This is a genomic window from Arthrobacter sp. UYCu712, assembly GCF_040547005.1.
Lineage (GTDB): Bacteria > Actinomycetota > Actinomycetes > Actinomycetales > Micrococcaceae > Arthrobacter.
On the sequence record NZ_JBEPOZ010000001.1, the window covers coordinates 317290 to 342588 of the forward strand.

The window sequence follows — 25299 nt, forward strand, 5'->3', positions numbered from 1 at the left end:
TTCCCGCCGGGGTCGCCAGACCCGGGCCGCTAGGGCTTAGGGTTTTCGCTTCCGGGAGCATTGTCCGGACCAGCATCAGGTTCCGGCCCTGCATCAGGTTCCCCAGGTTCGCCGGTTTCGCCCTCCGGCTGCCGGTCCCCGGGCTGGTCGAAGCCGCCGCTCAGCAGCTTCTGCAGGGCGTCGTCAACCTCGGTGTCGCTCGCTTCGGCCAGCTGCCGGCGGCCGCTGAACCCCTGTGGATCATCCAGGTCTTCGGCTGTGGGCAGCAGGTCGGGGTGCTGCCAGATCGCGTCGCGGCCTTCGATGCCGCGTTCGGCCTTGAGCGAGGCCCACAGTGTCGCGGCCTCCCGCAGGCGGCGCGGCCGCAGTTCCAGGCCGACGAGTGAGGAAAACGCGTGTTCGGCCGGGCCGCCGGTGGCGCGGCGCCGCCGGACCGTCTCACGCAGTGCCGCGGCGGACGGCAGCAGCTTCTCCGTGGCGGCCCAGGTCAGTTCATCAACCCAGCCCTCCACGAGGGCCAGGGCTGTCTCCAGCTTTTCCAGGGCCTGATCCTGTGCCGGGGTGCGCTGCGGCATGAAGACGCCCTGGGACAGGGCTTCCTGGATGCCCTCGGGATTGCTGGGGTCGAGCTCGCGGGCGAGTTCCTCGATCCTGGACGTGTCAATGTGGATGCCGCGGGCGTAGGCCTCGATGGCGCCGAGGAGGTGCCCCCGCAGCCAGGGGACCTGGACGAAGAGCCGGGCGTGCGCGGCCTCGCGGACGGCCAGAAACAGGCGGATGTCGTTCTCCGGCAGGCTGAGCCCTTCGCCGAACTTCGCCACGTTGGACGGCAGGAGGGCCATTTCCAGGTCGGCCAGGGGCACGCCGATGTCGGTGGAGCTGACCACTTCGGCGGACAGGGCCCCGATGGCCTGGCCCAGCTGCATCCCGAAAATCGCGCCGCCCATGTTCTGCAGCATCGACGAGGCGCCGCCCATCATGGACTTCATCTCTTCGGGCATCTGCTCGGTCATCGCGGACGAGAGGGCGTTGGCGACGCTGTTCGCGACCGGCTCGGTCAGCCGCTTCCAGGTCCCCAGGGTCTCCTCGACCCATTCGGCGCGGGACCATGCCCGGCCGATCAGCCCGGTGGCCGGAAGCCCGGTGACCGGGTCGAGCCAGAGCTCGGCGAGGCGCAGGGCCTCGTCGACTTCGCGGGTCTGCTGGGCGGTCACGGAAGGATCCGTGCCGCTCGCGGCCACCCGGCGGGCGTTCTCGTGCGCCAGCTCCCAGTTGACGGGCCCCTCGGAGGAGGCGCTCATCATGGCCTGGACCTGTGAGAACATCTGGGCGAGGAGATTCGGGTCATCGGGAAGCCCGGCCGCCTTGGCGAGCTCCTTCGGGTCGATATTCCCCATGCCCTGGCCACCCATCAGGTTCTTCAGCATCTCTGCCAGCGGATCCTTGGGTTCCTCGTCACCATTGGACGGATTGAGTGGGTTGGAGGTCATGATCCCGCCGATCGTCGGTGTGGCTGCTTCTCCACTTCACGGTACCCCGCGGCGAGAGCGCCTGTCTGCCGAAAGTGGGCCCGTTCGCTCTAGGCAAAGACTCCCGCCGCGGGCTGTCCCCGCAGGGAGCGCGTAGTGTTAGAAGCTGGAATGTTTGCAGGCGGCAGCCGCGGTCCCGGCCGCGGCCGCGGGGCGCTGTTCACGGGGGCTGCAGGGCTCCCGGGCGCCGGCATAGAAGAGGTCCTTCATTGACGATTACCCAGGGTGAGCAGCCCGCCAGCGAACCAGCCGCCGGCCAGTCCCGGGGCCGCAGGTCCCTCCTCGGCGCAGGGCGTCCGCCCCGGAACCGCGGCGGGCGGTCCTCAGCCATGCTGGTCTCGGGCCTGCTGGCGCTCGCGCTGGGTATCACCGCGGTGAGCCTGCCCGTCCCGTACGTGGTTGAATCGCCCGGGCCGACGTTCAACACCCTGGGCAACGACAACGGCAAGCCCGTCATCAGCGTCACCGGACACGAGGCCTTTCCCGCGAAGGGCAACCTGGACCTCACCACCGTCTACGTCGACGGCGGCCCGAACGGTCCCGTCAGCGTCTTCGAAGCGTTTTCGGGGTGGCTCGACGCCACCAAGGCCGTTTACCCCGAGGAACTGATCTACCCGCGGGGCGTGACGAAGGAGCAGTCCCAGCAGGAGAGTGCCGTCGCGATGACCACCTCCCAGGAGAACGCCGTCGCCTCGGCCCTCAAGGAACTCAACATCCCGTTCGAGCAGAAAATGCAGATCGCCGGGATTCCGGCGGACTCCGCCTCGAGCGGCAAGCTGAAGGAAGGCGATCTGCTGGTGTCCATCAACGGCAAGCCGATCACCGCGCTGAGCGTCGTCCAGGCGGAACTGGCCGCAGGCAACGGGGCGCCGGTGACGGTCGTCGTCGAGCGCGACGGCAGCAGCGTTCCCGTCAGTATCACCCCCGCCAAGGCCTCGACCGGCCGCTTCATCCTCGGCGTGATGCTGCAGTACAAGTTCACTTTTCCCTTCGACGTCAAGATTTCGCTCGACAAGGTGGGCGGTCCCAGCGCCGGAATGATGTTCGCGCTGGGGATCGTCGACACCGTGACGCCGGGCGATCTCACCGGAGGCAAGCACATCGCCGGAACCGGCACCATCACCCCCGACGGCACCGTGGGACCGATCGGCGGCATCGGCCAGAAGATGCACGGCGCCAGGTCCGGTGGGGCCACCATGTTCCTGGCGCCCGCCGCGAACTGCGACGAAGTCGTCGGGCATATTCCGTCCGGTCTGCAGGTGGTCAAAGTGGAGAATCTGGCGGAGGCGCGGAAGGCCGTTGAGCTGGCGGCGTCAGGTGCCGACACAAGCGGCCTGCCCGCCTGCGCAAACAACTAGACTGACCGCGGAACTAAGCTCCGCCGCCACTCGTGGCAATCATGACGGCTGTCCCTGCCCTGCCGGGCGGCGCACGCTGTCGATACAATGCAGCAACACTTCATCACCGCACCGACTGCTAACTAAAACCAGTAACTGACGACCAGCTATGAGGTACCGAGTTTGTCCCGTCCCGCCAGCACCGTTCCGCCCGGAAGACCCCCGACACGCCGAGGCGCACTGACGCCGACGTTGATTGTCGTGGCCTTGATCGTGGTCGGGCTCATCTTTTTCGCCAATGTCTGGACGGACGTCCTGTGGTACCAGCAGCTGGGCTACTTTGAAGTCTTTCTGACCGAGAACCTGGCGCGCATTGCGATCTTCATGGCCGGTTTCGCCGTCATGTTCGCCGCCGTGTTCTTCGCGATCCGGATCGCCTACCACGCGCGTCCCGTCTACGCCCCCGACTCGGACATCCGGGACAACCTCAACCGCTACCAGGTCCAGCTGGAACCGGTCCGCCGCGTCGTCATGATCGGGCTGCCCATACTGTTCGGCCTCTTCGCCGGCAGCGCCGCCGCGAGCCAGTGGCAGAAAGTGCTGCTGTTCCTGAACCAGGAGCCCTTCGGCCAGAACGACCCCCAGTTCGGCCTGGACATCAGTTTCTACCTGATGACCCTGCCCTTCCTCGGCTTCGTCACCGGCTTCCTGATCAGCGTCACCATTGTGGCCGGCATCGCGGGCATCCTGACCCATTACCTCTACGGCAGCATCCGGATCATGGAACGCGGCATCTTCACGAGCCGCGCCGCCCAGATCCACCTCGCGGTCACCGGTGCGGCGTTACTGCTGCTGCTCGGCGTCAACTTCTGGCTGGACCGCTACACCTCCGTGCAGAACTCCGGCGGGCGCTGGGCCGGCGCCCTGTATACGGACGTCAACGCCGTCATCCCCACGAAGTCCATCCTGGCAGTGGCCGCTGCCTTGGTGGCAGTACTCTTCATCGTTGCCGCCGTCATCGGCAAATGGCGGCTGCCCGTGATCGGCACCGCCATGCTCGTGGTCACCGCGATCCTCGCCGGCGGCGTCTACCCCTGGGTGATCCAGCAGTTCCAGGTCCGCCCCTCGGAGCAGACCCTGGAGAAGCAGTACATCGAGCGGAACATCAACATGACCCGCGCCGCGTACGGTCTGGATAAGATCCAGGAGAAGCGGTACAACGCCACCACCAACGCCACCACCGGCGCCCTGGCCCCCGATGCGCAGACCACCGCGAACATCCGGCTGCTGGACCCGAACCTGATCTCGGACGCGTTCTCGCAGCTCGAGCAGTACCGGCCGTACTACCAGTTCCCGAGCGCCCTGAACGTCGACCGCTACGAGGTGGACGGCAAGATCCAGGACACGGTCATCGCCGTCCGTGAGCTCAACGAGCAGGGCCTCGCCACCAACCAGCAGTCCTGGCTCAACCGCCACGTCGTCTACACACACGGCTACGGCGTAGTTGCCGCCAAGGGCAACAAGTTCACCGCCGACGGCAAGCCGGAATTCCTGCAGGCCGGCATCCCGTCCACGGGTGTGCTCGGCACCGATGCGTCGTACCAGCCCCGGATCTACTTCGGCGAAAACTCGCCCGAGTACTCGATCGTCGGCGCCCCGGACGGCTCCCCGCACCGCGAGCAGGACCGCCCGGCCGGCAAGGAAGGGGACGCGGAGACGCAGTACACCTTCACCGGCAACGGCGGCCCGAACGTCGGCAGCTTCTTCAACAAGGTCCTCTATTCCATCAAGTTCCAGTCCTCGGACCTGTTGCTCTCCGACGGCGTGAACGCCGACTCCCAGGTCCTCTACGACCGCAATCCCCGTGACCGGGTCGAGAAGGTCGCCCCGTACCTGACCGTGGACGGCAACGCCTACCCGGCCGTCGTCGACGGCCGCGTGAAATGGATCGTCGACGGCTACACCACCAGCCCGTACTACCCCTACTCGCAGCAGGAGCAGCTCTCCGAGGCCACAGCGGACTCGCAGACGACGGCGGGCCGGACGGCCTCGCTGCCGAACACGTCCGTCAACTACATCCGCAACTCGGTCAAGGCCACCGTGGACGCCTACGACGGCTCGGTGACGCTGTACGCCTGGGACGACCAGGATCCGGTGCTGAAGGCCTGGCAGAACATCTTCCCGACCGCCCTGAAGCCGTACTCCGAAATGTCGGGTGCGCTCATGAGCCACGTGCGCTACCCCGAGGACCTGTTCAAGGTCCAGCGCGAACTCCTGGGCCGCTACCACGTCACCCAGGCGGACAGCTTCTACACCAACAATGACGCCTGGTCCGTGCCGAACGATCCCACCGTCAAGGACGAGGTCAAGCAGCCGCCGTTCTACATGTCGCTCAAGATGCCCGACCAGGAGAAGCCGGCCTTCCAGCTGACCTCATCGTTCATCCCGCAGGTGGTCAACGGCACCGCACGCAACGTGCTCTACGGCTTCCTCGCCGCGGATTCCGACGCCGGCAACCAGAAGGGCGTCAAGGCGGAGAGCTACGGTCAGCTCAGGCTCCTGCAGATTCCGCCGGAGGCCCAGGTCCCGGGCCCCGGCCAGGCGCAGAACAAGTTCAACTCGGACCCCACCGTGTCCCAGGCGCTGAACCTGCTGCGTCAGGGCGCTTCGGCGGTCCTCAACGGCAACCTCCTGACCCTGCCCGTCGGCGGCGGCCTGCTGTACGTCCAGCCCGTCTACCTGCGGTCCACGGGTGAAACCTCCTATCCCACGCTGCAGCGCGTGCTTGTGGCGTTCGGCGACAAGATCGGGTTCGCTCCGACCCTGGATGAGGCGCTGAACCAGTTGTTCGGCGGCGATTCGGGGGCCACGGCCGGCGACTCGGCGAACAACGGGCAGACGCCGCCGGTCACCCCGCCCGACGGCACCACGCCCCCGGCCACGGGAACTGTCGACGCGAAGGCTGAACTGAAGGCGGCCCTGGACGAAGCCAACGCGGCCATCAAGGCCGGCCAGGAAGCCCTCGCCAAGGGTGACTTTGCCGCCTACGGTGACCAGCAGAAGCGGCTTGCGGCGGCCCTGCAGAAGGCGCTCGACGCCGAGGGCAAGCTCGCCGCCGCGCCGGTTCCGGCGCCGACGGCCACGCCGACGGAGACGCCGGCGCCGACTCCGAGCAGCTGACGCCGGGCAGCCAGCGCTGACGAGGCCGGGTCCCCGTTCCACCGGAACGGGGACCCGGCCTTTTCCGTACCCGCTGCACCCGCCGGGCCGGGGAGATGCACATCACGCCGCCCCGATTTGGCCTGAAGTTCACCGGCAGGTAGAGTTGATCTTGCGACGCGGGGTGGAGCAGTTCGGTAGCTCGCTGGGCTCATAACCCAGAGGTCACAGGTTCAAATCCTGTCCCCGCAACTGGTGTAAAAGGTCCGGAACGCTGGAAACAGCGTTCCGGACCTTTTGTTTTAACACCCGGTGCTCACTCCCCGGACCCACGGATCGGACCGCGGATCGGACCGGCGGGGGCCGGTGGTCAGGGTGCCGCGCAAAGTAGGGTAGTGTTGATCAAGCGACGCGGGGTGGAGCAGTTCGGTAGCTCGCTGGGCTCATAACCCAGAGGTCACAGGTTCAAATCCTGTCCCCGCAACTGAAGAAGACAAGAAAGGCCCGGATCTGGTGATCCGGGCCTTTCTCTTTGTCCTGCTCTTTGTCCCCGGCGGGACCGGCTCAGTCGTCCTTGAGCCGCTGGTAGGTATCCAGCGCCCTGGCCCGCGACTCCGGCAGCCCGACAACCGGACCCGGGTACTCCGGGGCGGCGCCGTCTGCCTTCCACGGCTCGTGGATCTGCTTCCTGTCCAGCGCGGACAGTTCGGGGAGGTACTGGCGCAGGTACCGGCCCTCGGCGTCGAACTTCTTGCTTTGGGTGACGGGGTTGAAGATCCGGAAGTACGGCGAGGCGTCGGCGCCAGAGCCCGCCACCCATTGCCAATTGGCGGGGTTGCTGGCCGCATCGGCATCCACCAGCGTGTCCCAGAACCAGGCCTCTCCCACTCTCCAGTCGGCCAGCAGGTTCTTGACCAGGAACGACGCCGCCGCCATCCGGACGCGGTTGTGCATCCACCCGGTCAGCCAGAGCTGGCGCATCCCGGCGTCCACCAGGGGATAGCCGGTGCGCCCCTGCTGCCAGGCCGCCAGCTCGGTGTCCGACGGCGTCTGCCAGGCGAAGCGGTCAAACTCCGGACGGTAGTTCCGGACGGCCAGCTGCGGGTTCTCGTACAGCAGCTGCCAGCAGAATTCCCGCCAGCCCAGCTCGGAACGGAAGATGCCGACGTCGGCGGGGGACTGCTGCGGAAAACGCTCCCGGAGCGTGTGCCAGATCCGGAACGGGCTGACTTCGCCGAACCGGAGATGGGGCGAGAGCCGGCTGGTCCCCTCGACGCCGGGGATGTCCCGGCCCGTGCCGTAGTCCTCCACCGGCCCGTCGACGAAGTCCTCGAGCCGGCTGTGGGCGCCGGCCTCGCCCGGGGTCCATTCCGCGGCGAGCCCTGCGCTCCAGTCCGGTGTCCGGGGGAGCAGCCCCCAGTCCTCCAGTGCGTCGCCGGCCGGCAGGTGCCCTGCAGCGTCCGTGGCCGGCAGCGGGAGCCGTTCGGGGGCCTCCAACGGGAGCCTGGGCTCGGCACCGTCCAGGCATGCGCGCCAGAACGGTGTGAAGACCTTGTAGGGTCCGCCGGCGCCGGTGCGCACCGTCCAGGGCTCGAACATCAGGTTGGCCTGGAAGCTCGTGGCGTCGATGCCGTGGCCGGCGGCCCAGTCCTTGAGGCCGGAATCGATGCTGCGCTCGGGGCCGCCGTAGCGGCGGTTCCAAAGCAGGTGCGTCGTATGGGTCTCCTCCGCCAGCGCCTGGACGATGGAGGCCGCGGGTCCGCGGCGGAGCAGCAGCCGCGAACCGGCAGCCTCCAGATCCGCCCCGAGCGCGGCCAGCGAATGGTGCAGCCACCACTTCGCTGCGCCGCCCAGGGGACGGATGCCGGGGGAGGCCTCGTCCAGGACATAGACAACAGTGAGCGGTCCCTCCAGCGAAGCCGCTTCGGCGAGGGCCGGATTGTCGTCCAGGCGGAGGTCATCACGGAGCCACACAAGGGTCGAAGACATGAATCCACGGTACACGGGGAGCCGCAGCCGGGGTGGCACTGAAACCGGGGGCACAGAAGAGGCCGGGCCCGGCGTCGTCCCGTACTGCTGACGAACCACCGGGCCCGGCCTCGGGCCGGCGGGAGCGGCCGGCGGACGTCCGCCGGTGAACTGCCTAGAGCTTGTCGAAGTCTGCTTCGTCTACCCTGGAGCCGGCAGACTTGCCCTCGCCTGCGCCAATCGCGGCGGGAGAGCCGCCGGACTTCAGGGCTGCCAGCCGGGCCTCGATCTCGGTCTGCTCGCCGAGGTCCTCAAGCGAGTTGAACTGCGCGTCCAGGCTGGAGGCGGCGAGTTCCTGCTGGCCGCGGACCTTCGCTTCTTCGCGGCGGATCTTCTCTTCGAAACGGCCCACCTCGGACGTGGGGTCCATGAAGTCGATGCTCTTGAGGGCATCGTGTACCTGGGATTGGGCCGCGGCGGTCTTGGAACGGGCCACCAGCTCGTTGCGCTTGCTGGTGAGCTCGTTGAGCTTGCCCTTCATCTGGTCCAGGCCGTGCTTGAGTTTGTCCACGACCTCGCTCTGCGAGGAGATGCTCGGCTCGGCGGACTTCGCCTCGTTCTCCGCGGACATCTGGCGCTGCAGGGCCACCTTGGCCAGGTTGTCGAACTTCTCGGCGTCGGTCGAGTCACCCTTGGACCGGTACTCGTCGGCCTTGCGGGACGCCGCCAGGGCCTTGTTGCCCCAGTCCTTGGCGTTCCGGATGTCCTCGTTGTAATCGTCCTGGAGCATACGCAGGTTGCCGATGGTCTGGGCCACCGCGGACTCCGCCTCGGCGATGTTGTTGGTGTAGTCCCGAACCATCTGGTCCAGCATCTTCTGCGGGTCCTCGGCCTGGTCCAGCAGGGAGTTGATGTTGGCCTTCGCCAGCTGCGCCATGCGGCCGAAAATGGACTGCTTCATGGTGATACCTTTCGTCCTGCTCAGTGGTTCCCACTGAATCCGGTGAACAATGTACGTACTGTCTCTATCCGCCGTCCGGAGCGTTTCCGCCGGCGCCTAGTCTGTCGCCGGCCCGCCCGGGCCGGTCGGGGGCTCAGTCAGAAGCTGCCGGAGTCTCCGCCGCCGAAGTCGCCTCCGCCGCCAAAGTCACCGCCGCCCCAGCCGCCGCCGGAATCGCCGCCGGAGTCTCCGCCGCCCCAGCCGCCGCCTCCGCCGCCGTGCAGGATGGAGTTGATCAGGATACCGCCGAGGATGGCACCGCCAAGGCCTCCGCCGCCCCCGCCGCCGCCGAACATCCCGCCACGGCCGTAGCCCTGGTTGGCGTAACCGCCGAACTGGTCGACATCCGACTGGGCCAGCTGAGCCGCCTGCGCGGCCAGCGTGTGGGCCTGCTGGGCGTACTGCAGCGCGCTGACGGGATCCGTCCGGGAGATGGACAATGCGTAGTCCAGGTTCCGCTGGGCCTCCGCGAGGCGCGTCCGCGCCTCGGTGCCGACGCCGCCGCGCCGTGCGATGATGTAGTCCGATGTGGCACTGATCTGCGCCTGGGCGGACATGATGCTCTGCTGCAGTGAAGCCTGCGCGCGGCGGGCCTGCTCCTGCTGGTCGCGGATCCCCGTGAGGGCCGCATCCAGCGACTGGTGAGCGGTCTCGACCCGCTCCAGGGTGGCGATCGGATCGATCTTGCCGCCCTGGATCTCGGCCTTGACCTGGGCCAGCGCCGCTTCCCCCGCGGCCACCGGACCGGCCAGCTCGGGGTGCGCTCCGGACTGGATAATGGCCCGGGCCTGCGCGAGGTCCTGTGAGGTGTCGACGACGGCGGACTCGAGGCTGCTCCGCGCCTCGCCGAGGCTCGCGGCGACCTTCGTGATGGCGTCGATCAGCACGTTTGTCTGATGCAGGCTCTCTTCGGCGGCCCGGACGGCGACGGCGGCGAGGCCGCCCTCACCGGCGCTGAGCTTCTCCTGGGCCGTGTCGGAGGCATTCCGCACGAAGGCGAGCCGCTCCTTGGCCTGGCTGATGTTGTCGGCGACCTGCACCAGGGCGCTTTCGGCGTACTTGACGCGCAGTTCGGACAGGGACTGCTCCGCGTTGGCAATCTTGGCCTCGGCTTCGCGCGCTCCGGCGCTCACCGCGGCAAGCGCCTGCGGGGCGTTCTTCTCCAGTTCCCGGAGCGAATCGAAGTCCGCCTTCTGTTCCTGGAGCGAGGCCAGCGCGGCCTCCGAGCGGCGGATGATTTCGCCGAGCCAGGTCCGCTGCTGTTCCTCGGTGTCCGGGATGTGGTCATCGAGCTGCTGCTGCAGCTTGAAGGACTCGGTCATGTGCCCCTTGGCCTCCTGCAGCGCCGTCGTGAAGTTCCCGACGGCGGAGTCCCCGTACTGCGCCTGGGCGAAGCCGAGTTCCTGCTCGCTGGACTTGATGGCGTCGTCGGCCTCGATCAGCAGCGACCCGCTCTTGCGCCGCAGTTCCTCCACGCTCAGGGAGGCCAGCGGGTCGAGCTCGGCGCTTTGCTGGCCGGTGCCGGCACCCTGGGCAGCGTTCTTCTTCCGGCGGTTCCGGAAGAAGAGGTAGGCGCCCACGCCCCCTGCCGCGACGACGCCGGTGCCGACCAGGACAGCGGCGCCCGCGCCATCGCCCGAGGAGACCGAGCCGCTGCCGCCCCCGGCGGCGTCGCCGACGGCGGTGGCGGTGTCAATGGCGGCCTGGGCAAAGTCGCGCTTGCCGCCGGCCAGGTTGGGCACGATGGCGTTGGATGTGATGTTGCTGGTCTTCGAGGCAATGGCGCTCGCCGAGTTGGGCGCGAAGTAGTACTTGCCGTCGTCGGACATCGCCAGGATGACGTCGGCCTTGCCCATGCCCTTGTTCGTGGCTACGGCCTGCGCCCATTCCTTCGGGGTGGAGGGGTTCGCAAAGGTCTTGGCGGTGACCACATAGAGGTTGTACTTGTGGTCCTTCAGGAGTTTCTGGATGGCGTCCTGGACTTCGCCCTTGCGGTTTCCGAGCACGTTCGCGCTGTCCACGATGTTTTGCCCGCTCGGAATGGTCACCGGATCTTCGGCCAGGGCCGGAGCGGCGGGGAGCGCCAGCAATCCGGCGACGCCAAGAACGGCGAGGAATCGATTCAACTTAGACCGCATGTGCAACCCTTCAGCACTTCCGCGACCGGTTCGGCCGAACCAGTCGTCATAGAATGCAGCAGCGCCCCCACGCAGATGTAAAGCCGCAGGTCGCTGTGGCGATTCCATTTGATTCTATGGTCCACCCAATGGGCCGTCCACCGATGGGAATATGCCACCAGCGAAACGCACTGAACCCATATAACGGGCCGGATGCTTGCTGCCCGACGGCCGTTCAGGAACCTCCCAGCAAATGTCCGCTCTAGTATCAGTCAGAGCGTCCATAGTTAACGCAGACGAGGATGAAAGGAAGTCTTATGACTGAGAACCCAGCGCACGGTGCAGCACCGGACAACCGGGAGCCCACGACGCCGCCTGAGGGCTCTTCGGGGCAGCCAGCGGCCGCCCCGGTGCCGGACTCAGCGCACGAGAACCCGACCCTGCGGCTCGACAGCACCGAACACGGCTCGCCGCGGCCGGTCTACCCGCAGCGCCAGCCGTTCTACGGCGAGCAGGCCGGACCCACTGCGCCCCAGCACTACGGCCCGCCCCAGTACGGCCAGACGCAGTACGCGGCGAATCAGACACAGCCCGACCAGGCCCAGTCCGGGCACACCCAGCAGGGCGGGCAGTACAGCCAGCCCCAACCGGGCCAGCACGGCCAGCCGCCGTACGGGCAGTCGCAGTACGCCGGGTCCGCCAACGCGCCCAAGCGCAAGGCAGCCTTCGGCGTCCCCACGCTTGTCGCCAGCATCCTGGCGGCCGGCCTCGTCGGCGGCGGCGTCGTCGCGGGCACCACCCAGCTCCTGGGCGACCGCACGGGGACCTCATCAAGCACCGGCAGCAGCAGCCAGGCCGGACCCGTCATTGTCAACAACAAGGATGACGTCAACGCCATTACCGCCGCTGCATTGAAGGCATCCCCCAGCGTGGTCACCATCAAGGCGACCAGCGGCAGTGACGGCGGCACCGGCTCGGGCATCATCCTCGACGGCGAGGGGCATGTCCTCACCAACACCCACGTCGTCACGCTCGACGGCAAGGCAGCGAACGCCACAATCGAGGTCCGCACCAGCAACGGCAAGGTGTACAACGCCAAGGTCGTCGGCACCGATCCGCTCTCGGACCTCGCCGTCGTCCAGGTCCAGAACGGCTCCGGGCTGGTCCCGGCAACGCTGGGCGACTCCGGCAAGCTCAACGTCGGCGACACCGCCGTCGCGATCGGCTCGCCCCTGGGCCTGACCGGAACCGTCACCGACGGCATCGTCTCCACGCTCAACCGCACCATCAGCGTCGCCTCCTCGGCCGCGCCCAAGGACGGAGCCGACAACTCGCAGGGCGGCGACCAGGGCTTCCAGTTCGCCCCTCCCGGCGGCGGGCAAGGCGAGAGCACCGCGAACCAGGGCTCCATCTCCATCAACGTGATCCAGACCGACGCGGCCATCAACCCCGGCAACTCCGGCGGCGCCCTCGTGAACACCAAGGGTGAGATCATCGGCGTCAACGTCGCGATCGCTTCCGCCGGCGGAGAAGCCGGCAGCAGCGGAAACATCGGCGTCGGCTTCAGCATCCCGATCAACCACGCCAAGCGGGTGGCCCAGGAGATCATCAGCACCGGCAAGGCCACACACGGCCAGTTCGGTGTCAGCGTCAAGGCCAAGACCGCGAGCTCCTCGGCTTCCGGTTTCTCGGTCGGGGCGGAAGTCGCGACCGTCGAGTCCGGATCCGCCGCGGACAAGGCAGGCATCAAGGTCGGCGACGTCGTGACGAAGTTCCAGGATCTTGGCATCAGCGATCCGAACCAGCTCACCGCCGCGGTCCGCGAACAGGCCGCCGGCGCCTCGGTCAAGGTCGTGGTGGTCCGGAACGGCCAGGAGCAGACCCTCGATGTGACCCTCGGCGCGGCGGCCGAGCAGTAAACGCAGCACGGGCAGCGCGTCCCGTACGAAGGAGGCCGGGCGGCACCAGCAGGTGCCGCCCGGCCGTCGCCGTCCCCGCCCCTCCACTGACATGGACGTTAACCCAGGCCGGCCGGGGCTCCGCTATATGGTTAGCTAGGAGCACCCCGGCACCCCGGGCGTTCCGTGGCCACGACCCCGCCCGGCTGGCTGTCCACCCGCATGGAAGGCTGCTGTACACACAGTGGAAGAGACTTTGAAGATCATCGTGCTGGTCAAGCACGTCCCTGACACCCAGTTCGACCGGCACCTGACCGGCGCGGGCAACACGACCGACCGTTCCGAGAGCATCCTCTCCGAGCTGGACGAGTACGCCCTGGAGGCTGCACTGCAGCTGATCGAGGCCCGCGGCGGCGAAGCGGCCGGCAACAAGGTGATAGCCCTGAGCATGGGCCCCGCCGGTGCCGTCAACGCCGTCAAGAAATCCCTGCAGATCGGTGCGACGGAAGGGGTGCACCTCAGCGACGAGGCGCTCGCCGGCTCCGACGCGGCCGCAACATCGCTGGCCCTGGCCGCGGCCATCCGGCATCTCGAAGCGGACAGCCCGGCCGATCTCATCCTGACCGGCATGGCCTCCACCGACGGGGAGACCTCCCTGGTCCCGGCCCAGCTCGCGGAGCGCCTGGGCCTCCCGCAGGTGACGTTTGCGTCCTCGCTGGAGCTCGACGGCGGAAAACTTACCGCCCGCCGCGACGGCGATTCCCATGCCGACACCATCGAGGCCACACTGCCTGCCCTCGTCTCGGTCACCGACCAGATCAACGATCCCCGCTACCCCAACTTCAAGGGCATCATGGCGGCGAAAAAGAAGACCATCACCACGCTGGCGCTAGCCGACATCGGCGTTGACCCCGCGAAGGTCGGGCCGTCCGGCTCCTGGACCGTGGTCGAAACCGCCGAGGCCCGCCCGCCGCGCACCGCCGGCACCATCATCACGGACGAAGGCGACGCCGGCATCCAGCTGGTCGAGTTCCTGGCCGCCCAGAAGCTGCTCTAAGGGGATCATCCGACATGGCAAGAGTACTCATATTCATTGACAACCCCGGCCCGGCGCTGAAGAAGCCCAGCCTGGAACTGCTCACCATCGCCCGCTCCCTCGGCGAACCCGCTGTCGCGTTCAACGGCGAACTGAAAGACGACGTCGCCGCGGCCCTCGCGGCGTACGGGGCCCAGGCTGTCTACCGCCCCTCCGCAGCCGATCTCGACGACTACCTCGTGGGTCCCAAGGCGTCTTACCTCGCCGCCGCGGTGCAGATGTCCGGGGCCACCATCGTCCTGATCGAGAACTCGACCGAGGGCAAGGAAACCGCGGCCAGGCTGGGCATCAAGCTCGGCGCGGGCGTCATCACCGACGTCGTCGCCGTGGACCCGGACGGGACGGCCCACAAGTCCGTGCTGGCCGGTTCCTACACTACGACGGCGAAGGCCACGACGCCCGTGTCTGTGCTCACCGTCAAGTCCAACAGCGTCACGCCGGAGCCTGCCGTCACCGGCACAGCACCGGAGGCCGTCACGGTCGAGGTCCCGGAGACGGCCACCGCCTCCTCCGCCAAGATCACCGAGCGCAGTGAAAAGCCGGCCAGCGGACGCCCGGACCTTGCCGACGCCCGGATCGTGGTGGCCGGAGGCCGTGGCGTCGACGGGAACTTCGGGCCCGTGGAAGACCTCGCTGACGCACTGGGAGCCGCCATCGGCGCGTCCCGCGCCGCGACGGACGCCGGCTGGATCGGCCACGACGCCCAGGTGGGCCAGACGGGCAAGACCGTCTCGCCCCAGCTGTACATCTCCGCCGGCATCTCCGGCGCCATCCAGCAGAAGTCCGGGATGCAGACGGCCAAGGTGATCGTGGCGGTGAACAAGGACGCCGAATCTCCGGTCTTCGAGATCGCGGACTTCGGCATTGTCGGTGACCTCTTCAAGGTCCTGCCGCAGGCCACCGAAGAAATCAAGAAGCGCCGGGACTGATTCCTTGAACACCTTCGCCGCAGCGGCGCAGAGCCCGTTCGATCCGGAGACCAACCGGATCGGGCGGGTCCTTTGTTTCACCGCCCACCCTGACGACGTCGATTTCGGCGCCGCCGGAACCATCGCAGCCTGGACCGCCACCGGGGTCGAGGTCAGCTACTGCATCATGACCGACGGCGACGCCGGCGGCTTCGACCCGGACCAGCGGGACGAGATCGTCCGGCTGCGCAGCGAGGAGCAGCGCCGCGCCGCGGCCCTGGTCGGCGTGACGGACATCCACTACCTGCACCAGCGCGACGGCTACCTCGAGCCCAGCCACGAGGTGATCCGCGAGGTGGTGCGGCTGATCCGCCGGCTGCGGCCCGACGTCGTGCTCGCCATGCACCCCGAGCGCAATTGGAACCGCATCCAGAAGAGCCACCCCGACCATCTGGCCGTGGGGGAGGCCGTGACCCGTGCCGTGTACCCCGCGCTCGAGAACCCCTTCGCGTACCCGGAACTGGCCGAAGCCGGCCTGGCGGCCTACAAGCTGCCGTGGCTCTGGCTTTTCGCCGGGCCCGAGGAACGCGAAAACCACTTCGTGGACGTCACGGACCACCTGGACAGCAAGCTCGCCGCCATCCACATCCACGTCAGCCAGCATCCCGACGTCGAGGCGATGGAACGCACGGTCCGCGGCCTTATGCTCCGGACGGCGCAGCGGGGCGGGCTGGCCGAGGGCCGCAGCGCCGAGGCGTTTCATGTCGTAACAGTCAACGGTCCGGGGACCATCGCCGGCTTCTAGTGTTGCTCCCGGCAATCCGCTGCCATAAGCTGGCCTCTGTTTAAATCATATTTATTGATGAAAGGCAGACTTTAATGGCGAAGACTGCGCAGCAACCTGTCCTTGTGATCATGGGTGTCTCGGGATCGGGAAAATCAACAGTGGCCGGGCTTCTTTCCGGCAAGCTCGGCTGGGACCTCGCGGAAGGCGACGACCTGCACCCGCCGGCGAACGTGGCCAAGATGCAGGCCGGCGAGCCGCTGACCGACGAGGACCGCTGGCCGTGGCTGGAAACCATCGCCGACTGGATCCGTGACCACACCACGGCCGGAAGGCCCGGCGTCGTCACCTGCTCGGCGCTGAAGAGGCGCTACCGGGACGTCATGCGGGGCGAGGGTGTCGTGTTTGTCTTCCTCGAGGGGACCAAGGACAAGATCTCGGACCGGCTGGCCTCACGGCACGGGCACTTCATGCCTCCGGCCCTGCTCGAATCCCAGTTCGAGGCGCTCGAAGCCCCGGGCGAGGACGAAACCTTCATCAGCCTCTGCGTCTCCGCCACGCCCGCGGAAGTTGCCCAGAAGATCATCGACCGACTCGGTCTGGACGCCGGCGACGCCGTCGGCCCGTAGCCGGCACCCCGGCCGTCCCACCAGTCATTTCAGCTAGGAACACGTTTTGAATTCTCTGTTAGCAATGCAGCTTCCGGCTGCCGTCGAGGCCTGGACGGGCCACGACACCCGCCTCCTGCTGGTCGCAGCGCTCGGCATCGCCCTGATCGTCGTGCTGATCGCCGCGTTCAAGCTGCACCCGTTCCTCGCCCTCATCCTCGGCTCGGCCTTCGTCGGCCTCGCCTCCGGCGTGGAACTGGCCAAAATCATCACCAACTTCGAGGACGGAGTGGGCGGCGTCCTGAAAGAAGTCGGCCTGCTGATCGCCCTCGGGGCCATGCTCGGGAAGCTGCTGGCTGACTCCGGCGGGGCCAACCGCGTGGTGGACACGCTGCTGGCCAAGGCCACGGGCAACAAGCTCGTCTGGTCCATCACCCTCGTCGCGGTGATCATCGGCCTGCCGATGTTCTTCGAAATCGGCCTCGTGCTGCTCCTTCCGGTGATCGTCCTCGTGACCCAGCGCTCCAAGATGCCCCTCATGCGCATCGCCATCCCCGCGCTGGCGGGCCTGTCCGTGCTGCACGGCCTGGTGCCGCCGCACCCCGGACCCCTCATCGCGATCAGTGCCGTCAAGGCCGAGCTCGGCACCACGCTGGCGCTGGGCCTCCTCGTCGCCGTCCCCACGGTCATCATCTGCGGCCCGCTGTTCTCCCGGCTCGCCGCCAAATGGGTTCCGGTCGGCGCCCCCGCCGTCGCCGGCGGCATCGACACCCGGCACGGCGCGGACATGGAAGGCCTCAAACGCCAGCCCAGCTTCCTCGTCACCTTGCTGACCATCATCTTCCCGGTGGTGCTGATGCTGATGAAGGCCGTGGTGGACATCATCTGGCCCGACGCCAAGACCGCCCCGGGGATCCGGACCTTCTTCGACTTCGTCGGCCAGCCGCTCGTCGCCATGACCCTGGCCGTGCTGCTCGCGATCTTCACCTTCGGCTACGCCGTGGGCTTCACCGGCACCAGGATCACCGCCAAGATCGGTGCAAGCCTGGGCCCCATCGCCGCCATCCTGCTGATCGTCGGCGCCGGCGGCGGCTTCAAGCAGACCCTGATCGGCGCCGGCGTCGGCGATTCCGTGAAGAAATGGGCCGAGGGCACCAACATGTCCGTCCTCGTGCTGGGCTTCATTGTCGCGGTCGCCCTGCGCCTGGCCACCGGTTCGGCGACTGTGGCCACCGTGACCGCCGCCGGAATCGTCGCGCCGCTGGCCAGCTCGCTCACCCCGACGCACGCCGCCCTGCTGGCTCTCGCGATCGGCGCCGGGTCGCTGTTCCTCTCGCATGTGAACGACGCCGGGTTCTGGCTCGTCAAGGAACTGTTCGGGCTGACCGTGGGCCAGACGTTCAAGACCTGGTCCGTGATGGAGACACTGATCTCGGTGGTCGGCTTCGGGTTCATCATGCTGCTCTCAATGGTCATTTAGCGGCCGCCGGCCAACGCCTGGGACATCAGCACCAGACGAAGAATGCCGCCCCGGCCTTGACCCTCCCGTTCGGGGTGGTCAAGGCCGGGGCGGCTTTTGCGTTGCCCGAGGCCGGCGCGGGGCCGGCCCCGGAAGGGTCAGTCCCGGTCAGGCTCCGAGCGTGGCCGCAGCCACGGTCGGCATGGTCGGCGACGCCGATCCGCCGGCCGGCTCCACGGTGATGCCGAGCGCCGCGGCGCTGCTGATCCCCTTGACGACGGCGGGCTTGGACAGCGCCTCGGCGTCCATCAGGCCCTGCGATACCGGGGCCGAGCCGTCCTTAGGGATCAGCCACATCTGGTAGACCTTGCCGGGCGGGGGCGCCGGGACGTTGTTCATTTTGACCACGATGGCGTCCTTGGATGACGAGACGGACACGGTGGCGGTGCCACCGCCCGTGACCTCGACGGTGGCCTGGCGGACATCGCCGGCCTGGAGCACCTGGCTGAGCGGATCGTTCTGATTCGCGACGTAGGCACCCACTCCCACACCGCCCAGGGCGATGACGGCAGCAGCCGCGACGCCGACGAGCCAGTTGCGCATGCCCTGCGGCCGGCGTCGTTCTTCCCGGCGCTGGCGCGCGGCACCGAGCTCGTCGGTGACGGGAACCTCGGGGGCTTCCCGCACGGGCTTGGCGACCACCGGCGGGTCGGATGCCGGCGCACTGCCTGGCTGTTGTGCCTGTCCGCCGGCGTCCTGGGCCGGCAGGGCGGCCACGATGCGGTCGAGGAGTCCGGGCGGCGGTGCTGCCTCCGCGGTGAAACTTGCCGCGAGGGTCTCCTGCGCCTGGCGTACCCGCTCGTTGAAGGCGGCGCGCTCCGCGGGCGGGGCATCGGCGACGTAGCGCTCAATGGCGGCGCGCTCGGCGTCGTCGACGGCGTTCAGCGCGTAAATCTCGGCGAGGTCGACCCCCCGGCCCGAGGTGAGGTCGGTGGCGATGTCGGCCGCGAAAGCGCCGGGAACACGTGCGTTGTTGTGCGCATTTATGTCGGTCATCTCAACTCACCCCCAAGCAGGTCTTCAGTCGGATCAGTCCGTCGCGGATGCGGGACTTGATGGTGGGAACCGCAGCGTTGAGCCTCTCTGCGACTTCCCGGTAGGTGAGGCCGCCGTAGTAGGCGAGCCGCACGGACTCCTGCTGTGTGTCGGTCAGCGTCTCGAGGCAACGGACCACGGCCTCGGCTTCAAGCCGGCTGCCGACCTCGTCGGAGACGGAATCGTGGTCGATCTCCTGGCTGCTGGCGCCGTACTTCGCTTCCCGGTCGGTGGAGGACTGGGACGACCTGACCTTGTCCACGGCCCGGCGGTGCGAGATGGTCATAAGCCAGGCAAGCGGGGTTCCCGCGTCAGGATTGAATTTCGCGGCGTTCTGCCAGACCTGGAGGAAGACTTCCTGCGTGGTGTCCTCGCTGAGCTCCGTGTCGATCAGGACCCGCCGGGCCATGCCGAAGACACGCCGCGAGGTGAGCTGGTAGAACTCGGCAAAGGCGGCCTGGTCCCCCTGGGCGACCTGTTCCAGCAGCGCACCCAGCCGGAGATTGACTTCGGCTGAGGTGCTTGGGGGAGCGGCGGTCCCGGGATTCGGTGCGTTGGGAGTTTCCATCACCTTCAAGCATAAGGCGCTTGGCGCCGATCCCGGGTCAGGATGGGCCGTTCCCGCGGTGTGGCCGCCCGCAGCCCGATGGGACGGGTGTCTGTCTACCTGCATTGTCGTCACCTGCCGTTCCTCGCTCCCTTCCCCGTGCTCAGTGCGGTTGCCCTATAGGGGGCTTCAGTAATGATTCGGTGCGGGAGGCGGGCCGGATGGGCGCGCTGTGCAGGATATTTTGTGGCCGGGAGTCGGCGGAAACGCCCGGGCACTACAATCTGGCGCCGGCGAAGCCGTTCTGCCGCCAGGCCTCGTAGACGGCGATGGAGGCAGCGTTGGCAAGGTTCAGGGAACGCAGGGCGGGCAGCATGGGCAGCCGGACGCGGGAGGTCACATGGGGATCGTTCTTCAGCTCTTCGGGCAGGCCCACGGATTCGCAGCCGAACAGCAGGACGTCGCCGGGGCGGTAGCTGATGTCGGTGTAGGACGCCTCGCCGTCGGAAGTGAATGCGAAGACGCGGTCCGGTGCCAGCGACTCCCACGCGGCGTCAATGTCCGGGTGGACCGTCACTACGGCGAGGTCGTGGTAATCCAGGCCGGCGCGGCGCAGCTTGGCGTCGGAAAAATCAAAGCCCAGGGGTTCGACCAGGTGCAGCTGGGCGCCGGTGATGGCGGCCAGCCGGATGGCGTTGCCGGTATTGCCGGGAATTTCGGGGGTGTGGAAGAGGATGCGGAACACGTTCCCATCCTAGCGAGCCGCCGCTAGTGCATCCCGCGCAGCAGCCGCGCGAGCACCGGGACAACCACCGTGTTCGGTGCCGGCCCGGAGCCCAGGAACTGTTTCAGCCCGCGCGCCAGGCCGGCGGCGTTGACCACCCGGACCGTCTCCTGGCTGTCGCCACGGCCGCTGCCGAGCCCCGCCGTTGTGCCGCGGTGCTGGTCGATGACGGGTTCGTGCAGGTTGCCGTCGGTGCTGTGCACGACGGTCCAGCCGGTCACGTTCAACTCCGGGAAGATATCCTGCATCCGGCGCACCACATGGGCCAGCTGCGGGGGCGCGATGGAACGGCCGCCATGGGTCAGGGTGCTGCCGTTCCAGGCATAGGCGCCGGGCGGCAGGAGCATCGAGCCGATAACGGCCAACCGGTAACCGGACAGCACCACCTGGTCGATGTGGCTGTTGTCCGCGGGTGACTGGAGGCCGTTGATGAGCCGGGCGGCCGGAATGGCGGGCAGGATCTGCCGGCTGATCAGCTGCACGGTCCGCATTTCGCGCTGGATCCTCGCTTCGGCGCCGAAGATCCCGCGCTTGCGCGGCATCCCGTGGACCTGCAGGCCCGCCAGGTCCGCCGGGATCAGCGGCACCTCGCCGGCTTCGGCCACCTGCTCGAAGGCCGGGACATACACGGGGGCGTCTGCCGAGGTGTTCCGCGGGGTGTTGGGGCGGCGGACGTGGGCCGAGGCGCGGCTGCCCGCGGCCGGGGCATCGAAGTGGGCGCCCTCGTCGGCGGGCGGGCCGGCGAAGGAGCCCCGGCCGCTGCCGTAGGAACGGTCGTAATCCGCGCGGCGCTTGGCATCGATCAAGGTCTCGTAGGCAAGGGTGACCTGCCGGAACGCGGCGGGATCGCCGCCGTGGTCCGGGTGCGCCTTGCGGGCGGCCCTGCGGTAGGCCACCTTGATTTCCTTTTCGGTCGCCGTCACGGGGATCCTGAGGACCTGGTAATGCGAGCTGCTGCCCTGCGTCAAGCAAGAATCCTTTACACGTTGCTGGTACCGGCCCATCGTGGACGTCTGGCCAGTTTAACCGGCTAGGGGAACAACGACCGCGCGGTCCCGGATGGTTCCCGGGCGCTGGCATAATTCAGCGCATGATGATCGCCCTTGCCGTAAACCCGCGCGCGTCCTTCGGCCGCAGCCGGCAGGCCGGCGAGGAGGCGGCGTCCTGCTTCCGTGCCTCCGGGGCCGATGTCCTGCTTCTGCGCGAGGACAGCTATGCGGAGCTGGCCGGGGCCGTGGCACAGGCGCTGGCATCCGGGGCGGACGCCCTCGTGGTGGTCGGCGGCGACGGGATGGTCCACCTCGGCGTCAACGCGCTCGCCGGTTCCGGCGCGCCCTATGGCACCGTCCCGCTGGGGATCATTCCCACCGGGACCGGCAATGATATGGCCAGGGCGCTCCGGCTGCCGCGGCGCAACGTGGCCGCCGCCTGCGCGCGGACGCTCGAGGCCTTGTCCGCAGGGGGCAGGATGATCGACGTCGGCAGGGTCAGCTCGGGCGGGGTGACCCGGTGGTTCGCGGGTGTGGTCTCGGCCGGGTTCGACGCAGCCGTCAACGAGCGGGCCAACGCCTGGCGCTGGCCGCGCGGCAACGCACGGTACAACCTGGCCATGCTGCGCGAGCTGACATCGTTCCGGGCCATCAGCTACACCGTGACGGCCGACGGCGAAAGCTGGCAACAACAGGCCATGCTCATCTCCGTTGCCAACGGCCAGTCGATCGGCGGAGGCATGAAGGTCACCCCCGATGCCTTGCTCGATGACGGCCACCTGGACCTGTTCATCGTCGGGCCACTGTCCAGGCTGGGCCTGCTGGCGGTCTTCCCGAAGGTCTTTTCCGGCGGCCATACGGGGCACCCGGCGGTGCACATCCGCCGGGTCCGCCGGATCGAGGTGGCCGCGGACAACGTGGTGGCGTACGCCGACGGCGAGCGGATCGGGCCCCTGCCCCTCACCATCGAGGTGGTCCCGGCGGCCGTCCGCGTCCTTGCCTAGCGACCCCGGCGCAGGGACACGTGCCCGGGACGCGAAGCGTCTAGAATCATGCGGAGGTCCGGGCCGGAATACGGCGCAGGCAGGGCGGACTGGCGGAGGAATGCATGGGCGGGTTCCCGGGAATAGGGACGGCACACCAGGGTTCCGTGTCCGGGCGGCGTGGCCGGGCGGTAATGCTCGTCCTGCTGCTGGCCACAACGGCCTCGGCGGCCGGCTGCAGCGTCGGCGTGCCCGATCCCGCAGCGCCGCGGGCAGCCGCCGGCACCCCGACCCGCTCCACTCCCACCGTGACGCCGGGACACGACGCCGCGGCAGTCGCAGCGCGGGACATGTCCTTTGCCGCGGGGGAGAGCCTGGCGGCCGGGGTCCCGGTCCAGGTCTCCGACGGGCTGCGGGAGACCCCCGGCTGGAAGACCGGCAAACAGGGCGTGGCCGGCGGCAGCGAATACGTGAAGGCGGACGGCTGCCTGGCCGCGGCCAAGGTCCGGGTGAACCAGCAGCCGCTCGTTGTGTCCGGGGACGACAAAGCCTCCACGGTGGCGCTTTCCAATACCTTGACCCCAGCATCCAGCCCGCGTACCTGAAGACGGACACCCTGCGCTGGGGCGGGGATCCGGACAAACCCGCCCCGCGCGTGGAGGTGCTGGTGCTCGAGGCCGGCCAGCGGGCCGGCGCGGGAGCAACCGCCGTCTACGCCCGGCTGTTCGGCACGGCCGCCGCCTCGGTCTACATCTCGGTTTCCTGCCCGGACGCGGCGGCCCTGGCCTCGGCCAGGGCCGATGTTGCGGAGTGGCTCGCCGTTGTCCCGCCGGGCTGAGCCGTCCCGCAGCGTGACCGGCCTAGCGGTTCTTTTTTGGCGAGAGCCGGTTCAGCGCCAGCGCACCCACCAGCAGGCCGAAGTCCCGGAGTGCGACGTCGAAGAAGGCGCCCAGCACGAGCAGGTTGACGATGATGCCGAGCAGCCAGACCGCCACCAGCAGTGATCCGAACCGGGGCCGGATCGCCACCGCCAGGCCGGCGACGATTTCAACGACGCCGACGATATACATGATGCTCTGGGCCGGCAGCGGGACCACGGACGTGGCAACCGGCGCCAGGTACATGGTCCAGTCGGTCAGCAGATTGGTGAACTTGTCCAGGCCGAAAATAATCGGGGCGACGGTGAAGACCGTCCGCAGCAGCAGGAACGCCTGACGCTCCGGTGCGGCGGCCCGGGGGCTGGCGGTTGACGAGAGGGCTGTCGAGGATTTCATGGGAACTCCTTCTAAAAGTGGTTAGCTTGATTTTAGAATGGTACGGCAAGTTAAGCAATGAATCTTGTTTTTAGAGTTAGGCTGATCCCATGATCCGAGCCCCGTGGAACCGCAGGATTGAAGCCGTCGCCTCTCTCGGCGATGAGAGCCGCCGGGCGTTGTTTGATTTCGTGTCCTCCTCCGGCGACGCCGTCAGCCGGGACGACGCCGCAGCAGCCCTCGGCCTGCCCAGGAGCACCGCCTCCTTCCAGCTCGACCGGCTGGTGCAGGACGGCCTGCTGGCCGTGGAGTTCCGGAAGCTCGGGGGCCGGGGAGGGCCCGGATCGGGACGTCCTGCCAAGCTGTACCGGGCCGCGGTCCAGGAGGTGGCGGCCTCGGTACCGGACCGCAACTACGATCTCGCCGCGGAGCTGATGGTCTCCGCTATCGAGGACGCGGCGGCCAGCGGCGTCCCCGCCCGGGAGGCACTGCTCCGGGCCGCTTTCGCACGGGGCCAGGCAACAGCCCGGGCCGGAACCGGCGCCGCCACTTTCGCCGAGTTCCTTGCCGCGGAAGGGTACCGTCCCGAGGGCGACGGCGAAGGGGGCCTGGTGCTGCTCAACTGCCCTTTCCACCGGCTCGCCGAAGGCCATGCCGGGGTGGTTTGCGCCATGAACGGAGCCTTCCTCGGCGGCGCCGCTGAGGGCTGCGGCCTCGACCCGGAGCGAATCGAGGCACTCGACATCGAGGATCTCAGGGCGCTGGGCGCGGCCAGGCCGGCGCAGTGCTGTGCCCGGATCAGGCCGGTCTGAGCCGGCAATGTCACCGGCGCCGGCCCTGCAGTCAGGCGACTTTGAGCTTGGCCTGCCCCTTGATACCGGTCAACAGTACGCCGGCGATCACCAAGAGTCCGCCGATGACCTGCACGAGGGTGAGCGGGGTCCCCAGCAGCACGGTAATGATGGCCGTGAAGACGACCATCAGGTTGAGGTAGTTCCCGGCGGTGCCCGGCGGAGTGGTCTTCAGCGCGAGGTTCCAGAACAGGTAGGAGCCCAGCGAGGGGAAGATGGCGATGTACGCCAGCGACCAGCCTTCGGCCGCGGTGTCGGGAAACCGCACGTTCATGGCGAACGCGAACGGCGCCAGCGTCACGGTCGCGATCACCACCTGCACGGCGGTGGCCGCGATGGCCGGCACATCCAGCCGCCGGGCGATGATCGTGTAGAAGCCCCAGACCACGATCGCGCCGATCATCAGGAGCTCGCCGGTGTTGATGGAGAGGCTGAAGACGCGCGCCAGTTCACCCCGGGTCAGAACGATCAGCACACCCAGCAGACCGAGGCAGATGCCGAGCCAGCCCAGGCGGGTGGTCCTCTCGCCGAGCAGGACGACCGCCATGACCACGATCAGGGCAGGGTTCGCGGCGGTAATGAGGGAGGCGTTCACCGCGGAGGTGAATCCGAGCGCGCCGTAAAGCAGCAGCGTGTACCCGCTCATGCCCAGGGCACTGAGCAGCAGCAGCACCGGCCAGCGGCGCAGCACCGCGCGCCAGTCCGGCTTCTCGATGAAGTGGGCCAGCAGCAGCAGCGGCACGGCGGCCAGGGCCCAGCGCCAGAAGGTCAGGTCCAGCGGGGTCATCGAGGCCACGGCGGCCTGTCCGACGACGAAATTGCCGGACCAGAACAGGGCGGCCAGCACAAGGTAGAGGGACGCTTTCACCGCTTGAATGTACACCAGCCCCGTATCGTCCCCGGCTGCTCCGGCCTGCTCCGCCGCACGCGGCGC

Annotated in this window: 22 protein-coding genes and 2 tRNA genes; 14 read left to right on the forward strand and 10 right to left on the reverse strand. The window is 68.2% G+C overall.

Features of this window, described 5'->3' with window-relative positions; all coding sequences use genetic code 11:
* Nucleotides 1–29: 29 nt before the first annotated feature.
* Nucleotides 30–1490: a zinc-dependent metalloprotease gene (locus ABIB51_RS01595; protein ID WP_354184783.1), complete on the reverse strand. Its 1461-nt coding sequence runs from the start codon at nt 1488–1490 to the stop codon at nt 30–32.
* A 248-nt stretch (nt 1491–1738) separates the two neighbouring features.
* On the opposite strand from ABIB51_RS01595, the gene ABIB51_RS01600 reads away from it, so the two are divergent.
* The 4 genes from ABIB51_RS01600 to ABIB51_RS01615 all read left to right on the forward strand — a co-directional run bounded on the left by ABIB51_RS01600 (nt 1739) and on the right by ABIB51_RS01615 (nt 6509).
* Nucleotides 1739–2887 (forward strand): YlbL family protein, encoded by a 1149-nt coding sequence (locus tag ABIB51_RS01600; RefSeq protein WP_354184784.1) that lies wholly within the window; start codon nt 1739–1741, stop codon nt 2885–2887.
* A 162-nt stretch (nt 2888–3049) separates the two neighbouring features.
* On the forward strand, nt 3050–6046 hold the full coding sequence (locus ABIB51_RS01605; RefSeq protein WP_354184785.1) for a UPF0182 family membrane protein: 2997 nt from the start codon (nt 3050–3052) through the stop codon (nt 6044–6046).
* Nucleotides 6047–6203: 157 nt separating this feature from the next.
* Nucleotides 6204–6277, forward strand: a tRNA-Met gene (locus ABIB51_RS01610).
* A 158-nt stretch (nt 6278–6435) separates the two neighbouring features.
* Nucleotides 6436–6509, forward strand: a tRNA-Met gene (locus ABIB51_RS01615).
* A gap of 80 nt (nt 6510–6589) precedes the next feature.
* Here the strand turns inward: ABIB51_RS01615 and ABIB51_RS01620 are convergent.
* From ABIB51_RS01620 to ABIB51_RS01630, 3 genes are all read right to left on the reverse strand, one after another.
* Nucleotides 6590–8014: a cryptochrome/photolyase family protein gene (locus ABIB51_RS01620; RefSeq protein ID WP_354184786.1), complete on the reverse strand. Its 1425-nt coding sequence runs from the start codon at nt 8012–8014 to the stop codon at nt 6590–6592.
* 154 nt (nt 8015–8168) lie between these two features.
* Complete coding sequence (locus tag ABIB51_RS01625) at nt 8169–8954, reverse strand: PspA/IM30 family protein (protein WP_354184788.1); 786 nt, start codon at nt 8952–8954, stop codon at nt 8169–8171.
* Nucleotides 8955–9091: 137 nt separating this feature from the next.
* On the reverse strand, nt 9092–11131 hold the full coding sequence (locus ABIB51_RS01630) for a TPM domain-containing protein (RefSeq protein WP_354184790.1): 2040 nt from the start codon (nt 11129–11131) through the stop codon (nt 9092–9094).
* Between the two features lie 296 nt (nt 11132–11427).
* Between ABIB51_RS01630 and ABIB51_RS01635 the strand changes: the two genes are divergently transcribed.
* From ABIB51_RS01635 to ABIB51_RS01660, 6 genes are all read left to right on the forward strand, one after another.
* On the forward strand, nt 11428–13029 hold the full coding sequence (locus tag ABIB51_RS01635; protein ID WP_354184792.1) for a S1C family serine protease: 1602 nt from the start codon (nt 11428–11430) through the stop codon (nt 13027–13029).
* Nucleotides 13030–13264: 235 nt separating this feature from the next.
* Nucleotides 13265–14065, forward strand: a complete 801-nt coding sequence (locus ABIB51_RS01640) for an electron transfer flavoprotein subunit beta/FixA family protein (protein WP_354184929.1) — start codon at nt 13265–13267, stop codon at nt 14063–14065.
* A gap of 14 nt (nt 14066–14079) precedes the next feature.
* Complete coding sequence (locus ABIB51_RS01645; protein ID WP_354184794.1) at nt 14080–15033, forward strand: electron transfer flavoprotein subunit alpha/FixB family protein; 954 nt, start codon at nt 14080–14082, stop codon at nt 15031–15033.
* Nucleotides 15034–15037: 4 nt separating this feature from the next.
* Nucleotides 15038–15817 (forward strand): PIG-L deacetylase family protein, encoded by a 780-nt coding sequence (locus ABIB51_RS01650; protein ID WP_354184796.1) that lies wholly within the window; start codon nt 15038–15040, stop codon nt 15815–15817.
* Nucleotides 15818–15891: 74 nt separating this feature from the next.
* The gene (locus tag ABIB51_RS01655; protein ID WP_354184798.1) at nt 15892–16425 is read left to right on the forward strand and encodes a gluconokinase; all 534 of its coding nucleotides are present in this window, start codon (nt 15892–15894) and stop codon (nt 16423–16425) included.
* 64 nt (nt 16426–16489) lie between these two features.
* The gene (locus ABIB51_RS01660; RefSeq protein WP_354184800.1) at nt 16490–17884 is read left to right on the forward strand and encodes a GntT/GntP/DsdX family permease; all 1395 of its coding nucleotides are present in this window, start codon (nt 16490–16492) and stop codon (nt 17882–17884) included.
* Between the two features lie 147 nt (nt 17885–18031).
* Here the strand turns inward: ABIB51_RS01660 and ABIB51_RS01665 are convergent, their stop codons facing one another.
* The 4 genes from ABIB51_RS01665 to ABIB51_RS01680 form a co-directional block, all read right to left on the reverse strand.
* Nucleotides 18032–18919, reverse strand: coding sequence for an anti-sigma factor (locus tag ABIB51_RS01665; protein ID WP_354184802.1), 888 nt, complete (start codon nt 18917–18919; stop codon nt 18032–18034).
* 1 nt (nt 18920) lies between these two features.
* Complete coding sequence (gene sigK, locus ABIB51_RS01670; RefSeq protein ID WP_354184804.1) at nt 18921–19526, reverse strand: ECF RNA polymerase sigma factor SigK; 606 nt, start codon at nt 19524–19526, stop codon at nt 18921–18923.
* 256 nt (nt 19527–19782) lie between these two features.
* Nucleotides 19783–20250: a tRNA (cytidine(34)-2'-O)-methyltransferase gene (locus tag ABIB51_RS01675; protein WP_354184806.1), complete on the reverse strand. Its 468-nt coding sequence runs from the start codon at nt 20248–20250 to the stop codon at nt 19783–19785.
* A 23-nt stretch (nt 20251–20273) separates the two neighbouring features.
* Complete coding sequence (locus ABIB51_RS01680; protein ID WP_354184808.1) at nt 20274–21257, reverse strand: J domain-containing protein; 984 nt, start codon at nt 21255–21257, stop codon at nt 20274–20276.
* 122 nt (nt 21258–21379) lie between these two features.
* Between ABIB51_RS01680 and ABIB51_RS01685 the strand changes: the two genes are divergently transcribed.
* The 3 genes from ABIB51_RS01685 to ABIB51_RS01695 all read left to right on the forward strand — a co-directional run bounded on the left by ABIB51_RS01685 (nt 21380) and on the right by ABIB51_RS01695 (nt 23099).
* Nucleotides 21380–22282: a diacylglycerol/lipid kinase family protein gene (locus ABIB51_RS01685; protein ID WP_354184810.1), complete on the forward strand. Its 903-nt coding sequence runs from the start codon at nt 21380–21382 to the stop codon at nt 22280–22282.
* A gap of 146 nt (nt 22283–22428) precedes the next feature.
* Nucleotides 22429–22866, forward strand: a complete 438-nt coding sequence (locus ABIB51_RS01690; protein WP_354184812.1) for a hypothetical protein — start codon at nt 22429–22431, stop codon at nt 22864–22866.
* Between the two features lie 62 nt (nt 22867–22928).
* Complete coding sequence (locus tag ABIB51_RS01695; RefSeq protein ID WP_354184814.1) at nt 22929–23099, forward strand: hypothetical protein; 171 nt, start codon at nt 22929–22931, stop codon at nt 23097–23099.
* A gap of 22 nt (nt 23100–23121) precedes the next feature.
* Here the strand turns inward: ABIB51_RS01695 and ABIB51_RS01700 are convergent, their stop codons facing one another.
* Nucleotides 23122–23535 (reverse strand): hypothetical protein, encoded by a 414-nt coding sequence (locus tag ABIB51_RS01700; protein WP_354184816.1) that lies wholly within the window; start codon nt 23533–23535, stop codon nt 23122–23124.
* Nucleotides 23536–23624: 89 nt separating this feature from the next.
* On the opposite strand from ABIB51_RS01700, the gene ABIB51_RS01705 reads away from it, so the two are divergent.
* Entirely contained in the window at nt 23625–24326 is a 702-nt protein-coding gene (locus tag ABIB51_RS01705) for a helix-turn-helix domain-containing protein (RefSeq protein WP_354184818.1), read from the forward strand.
* A 31-nt stretch (nt 24327–24357) separates the two neighbouring features.
* Here the strand turns inward: ABIB51_RS01705 and ABIB51_RS01710 are convergent, their stop codons facing one another.
* Nucleotides 24358–25233 (reverse strand): DMT family transporter, encoded by an 876-nt coding sequence (locus ABIB51_RS01710; RefSeq protein ID WP_354184820.1) that lies wholly within the window; start codon nt 25231–25233, stop codon nt 24358–24360.
* Between the last annotated feature and the right edge of the window lie 66 nt (nt 25234–25299).

Coding starts and splice junctions, on each gene's coding strand:
- ABIB51_RS01635 (WP_354184792.1), top strand. CDS start 11,428: ATGACTGAGAACCCAGCGCACGGTGCAGCACCGGACAACCGGGAGCCC.
- ABIB51_RS01685 (WP_354184810.1), top strand. CDS start 21,380: ATGATGATCGCCCTTGCCGTAAACCCGCGCGCGTCCTTCGGCCGCAGC.
- ABIB51_RS01625 (WP_354184788.1), bottom strand. CDS start 8,954: ATGAAGCAGTCCATTTTCGGCCGCATGGCGCAGCTGGCGAAGGCCAAC.
- ABIB51_RS01620 (WP_354184786.1), bottom strand. CDS start 8,014: ATGTCTTCGACCCTTGTGTGGCTCCGTGATGACCTCCGCCTGGACGAC.
- sigK (WP_354184804.1), bottom strand. CDS start 19,526: ATGGAAACTCCCAACGCACCGAATCCCGGGACCGCCGCTCCCCCAAGC.
- ABIB51_RS01700 (WP_354184816.1), bottom strand. CDS start 23,535: ATGAAATCCTCGACAGCCCTCTCGTCAACCGCCAGCCCCCGGGCCGCC.
- ABIB51_RS01705 (WP_354184818.1), top strand. CDS start 23,625: ATGATCCGAGCCCCGTGGAACCGCAGGATTGAAGCCGTCGCCTCTCTC.
- ABIB51_RS01645 (WP_354184794.1), top strand. CDS start 14,080: ATGGCAAGAGTACTCATATTCATTGACAACCCCGGCCCGGCGCTGAAG.
- ABIB51_RS01595 (WP_354184783.1), bottom strand. CDS start 1,490: ATGACCTCCAACCCACTCAATCCGTCCAATGGTGACGAGGAACCCAAG.
- ABIB51_RS01630 (WP_354184790.1), bottom strand. CDS start 11,131: ATGCGGTCTAAGTTGAATCGATTCCTCGCCGTTCTTGGCGTCGCCGGA.
- ABIB51_RS01660 (WP_354184800.1), top strand. CDS start 16,490: ATGCAGCTTCCGGCTGCCGTCGAGGCCTGGACGGGCCACGACACCCGC.
- ABIB51_RS01655 (WP_354184798.1), top strand. CDS start 15,892: ATGGCGAAGACTGCGCAGCAACCTGTCCTTGTGATCATGGGTGTCTCG.
- ABIB51_RS01665 (WP_354184802.1), bottom strand. CDS start 18,919: ATGACCGACATAAATGCGCACAACAACGCACGTGTTCCCGGCGCTTTC.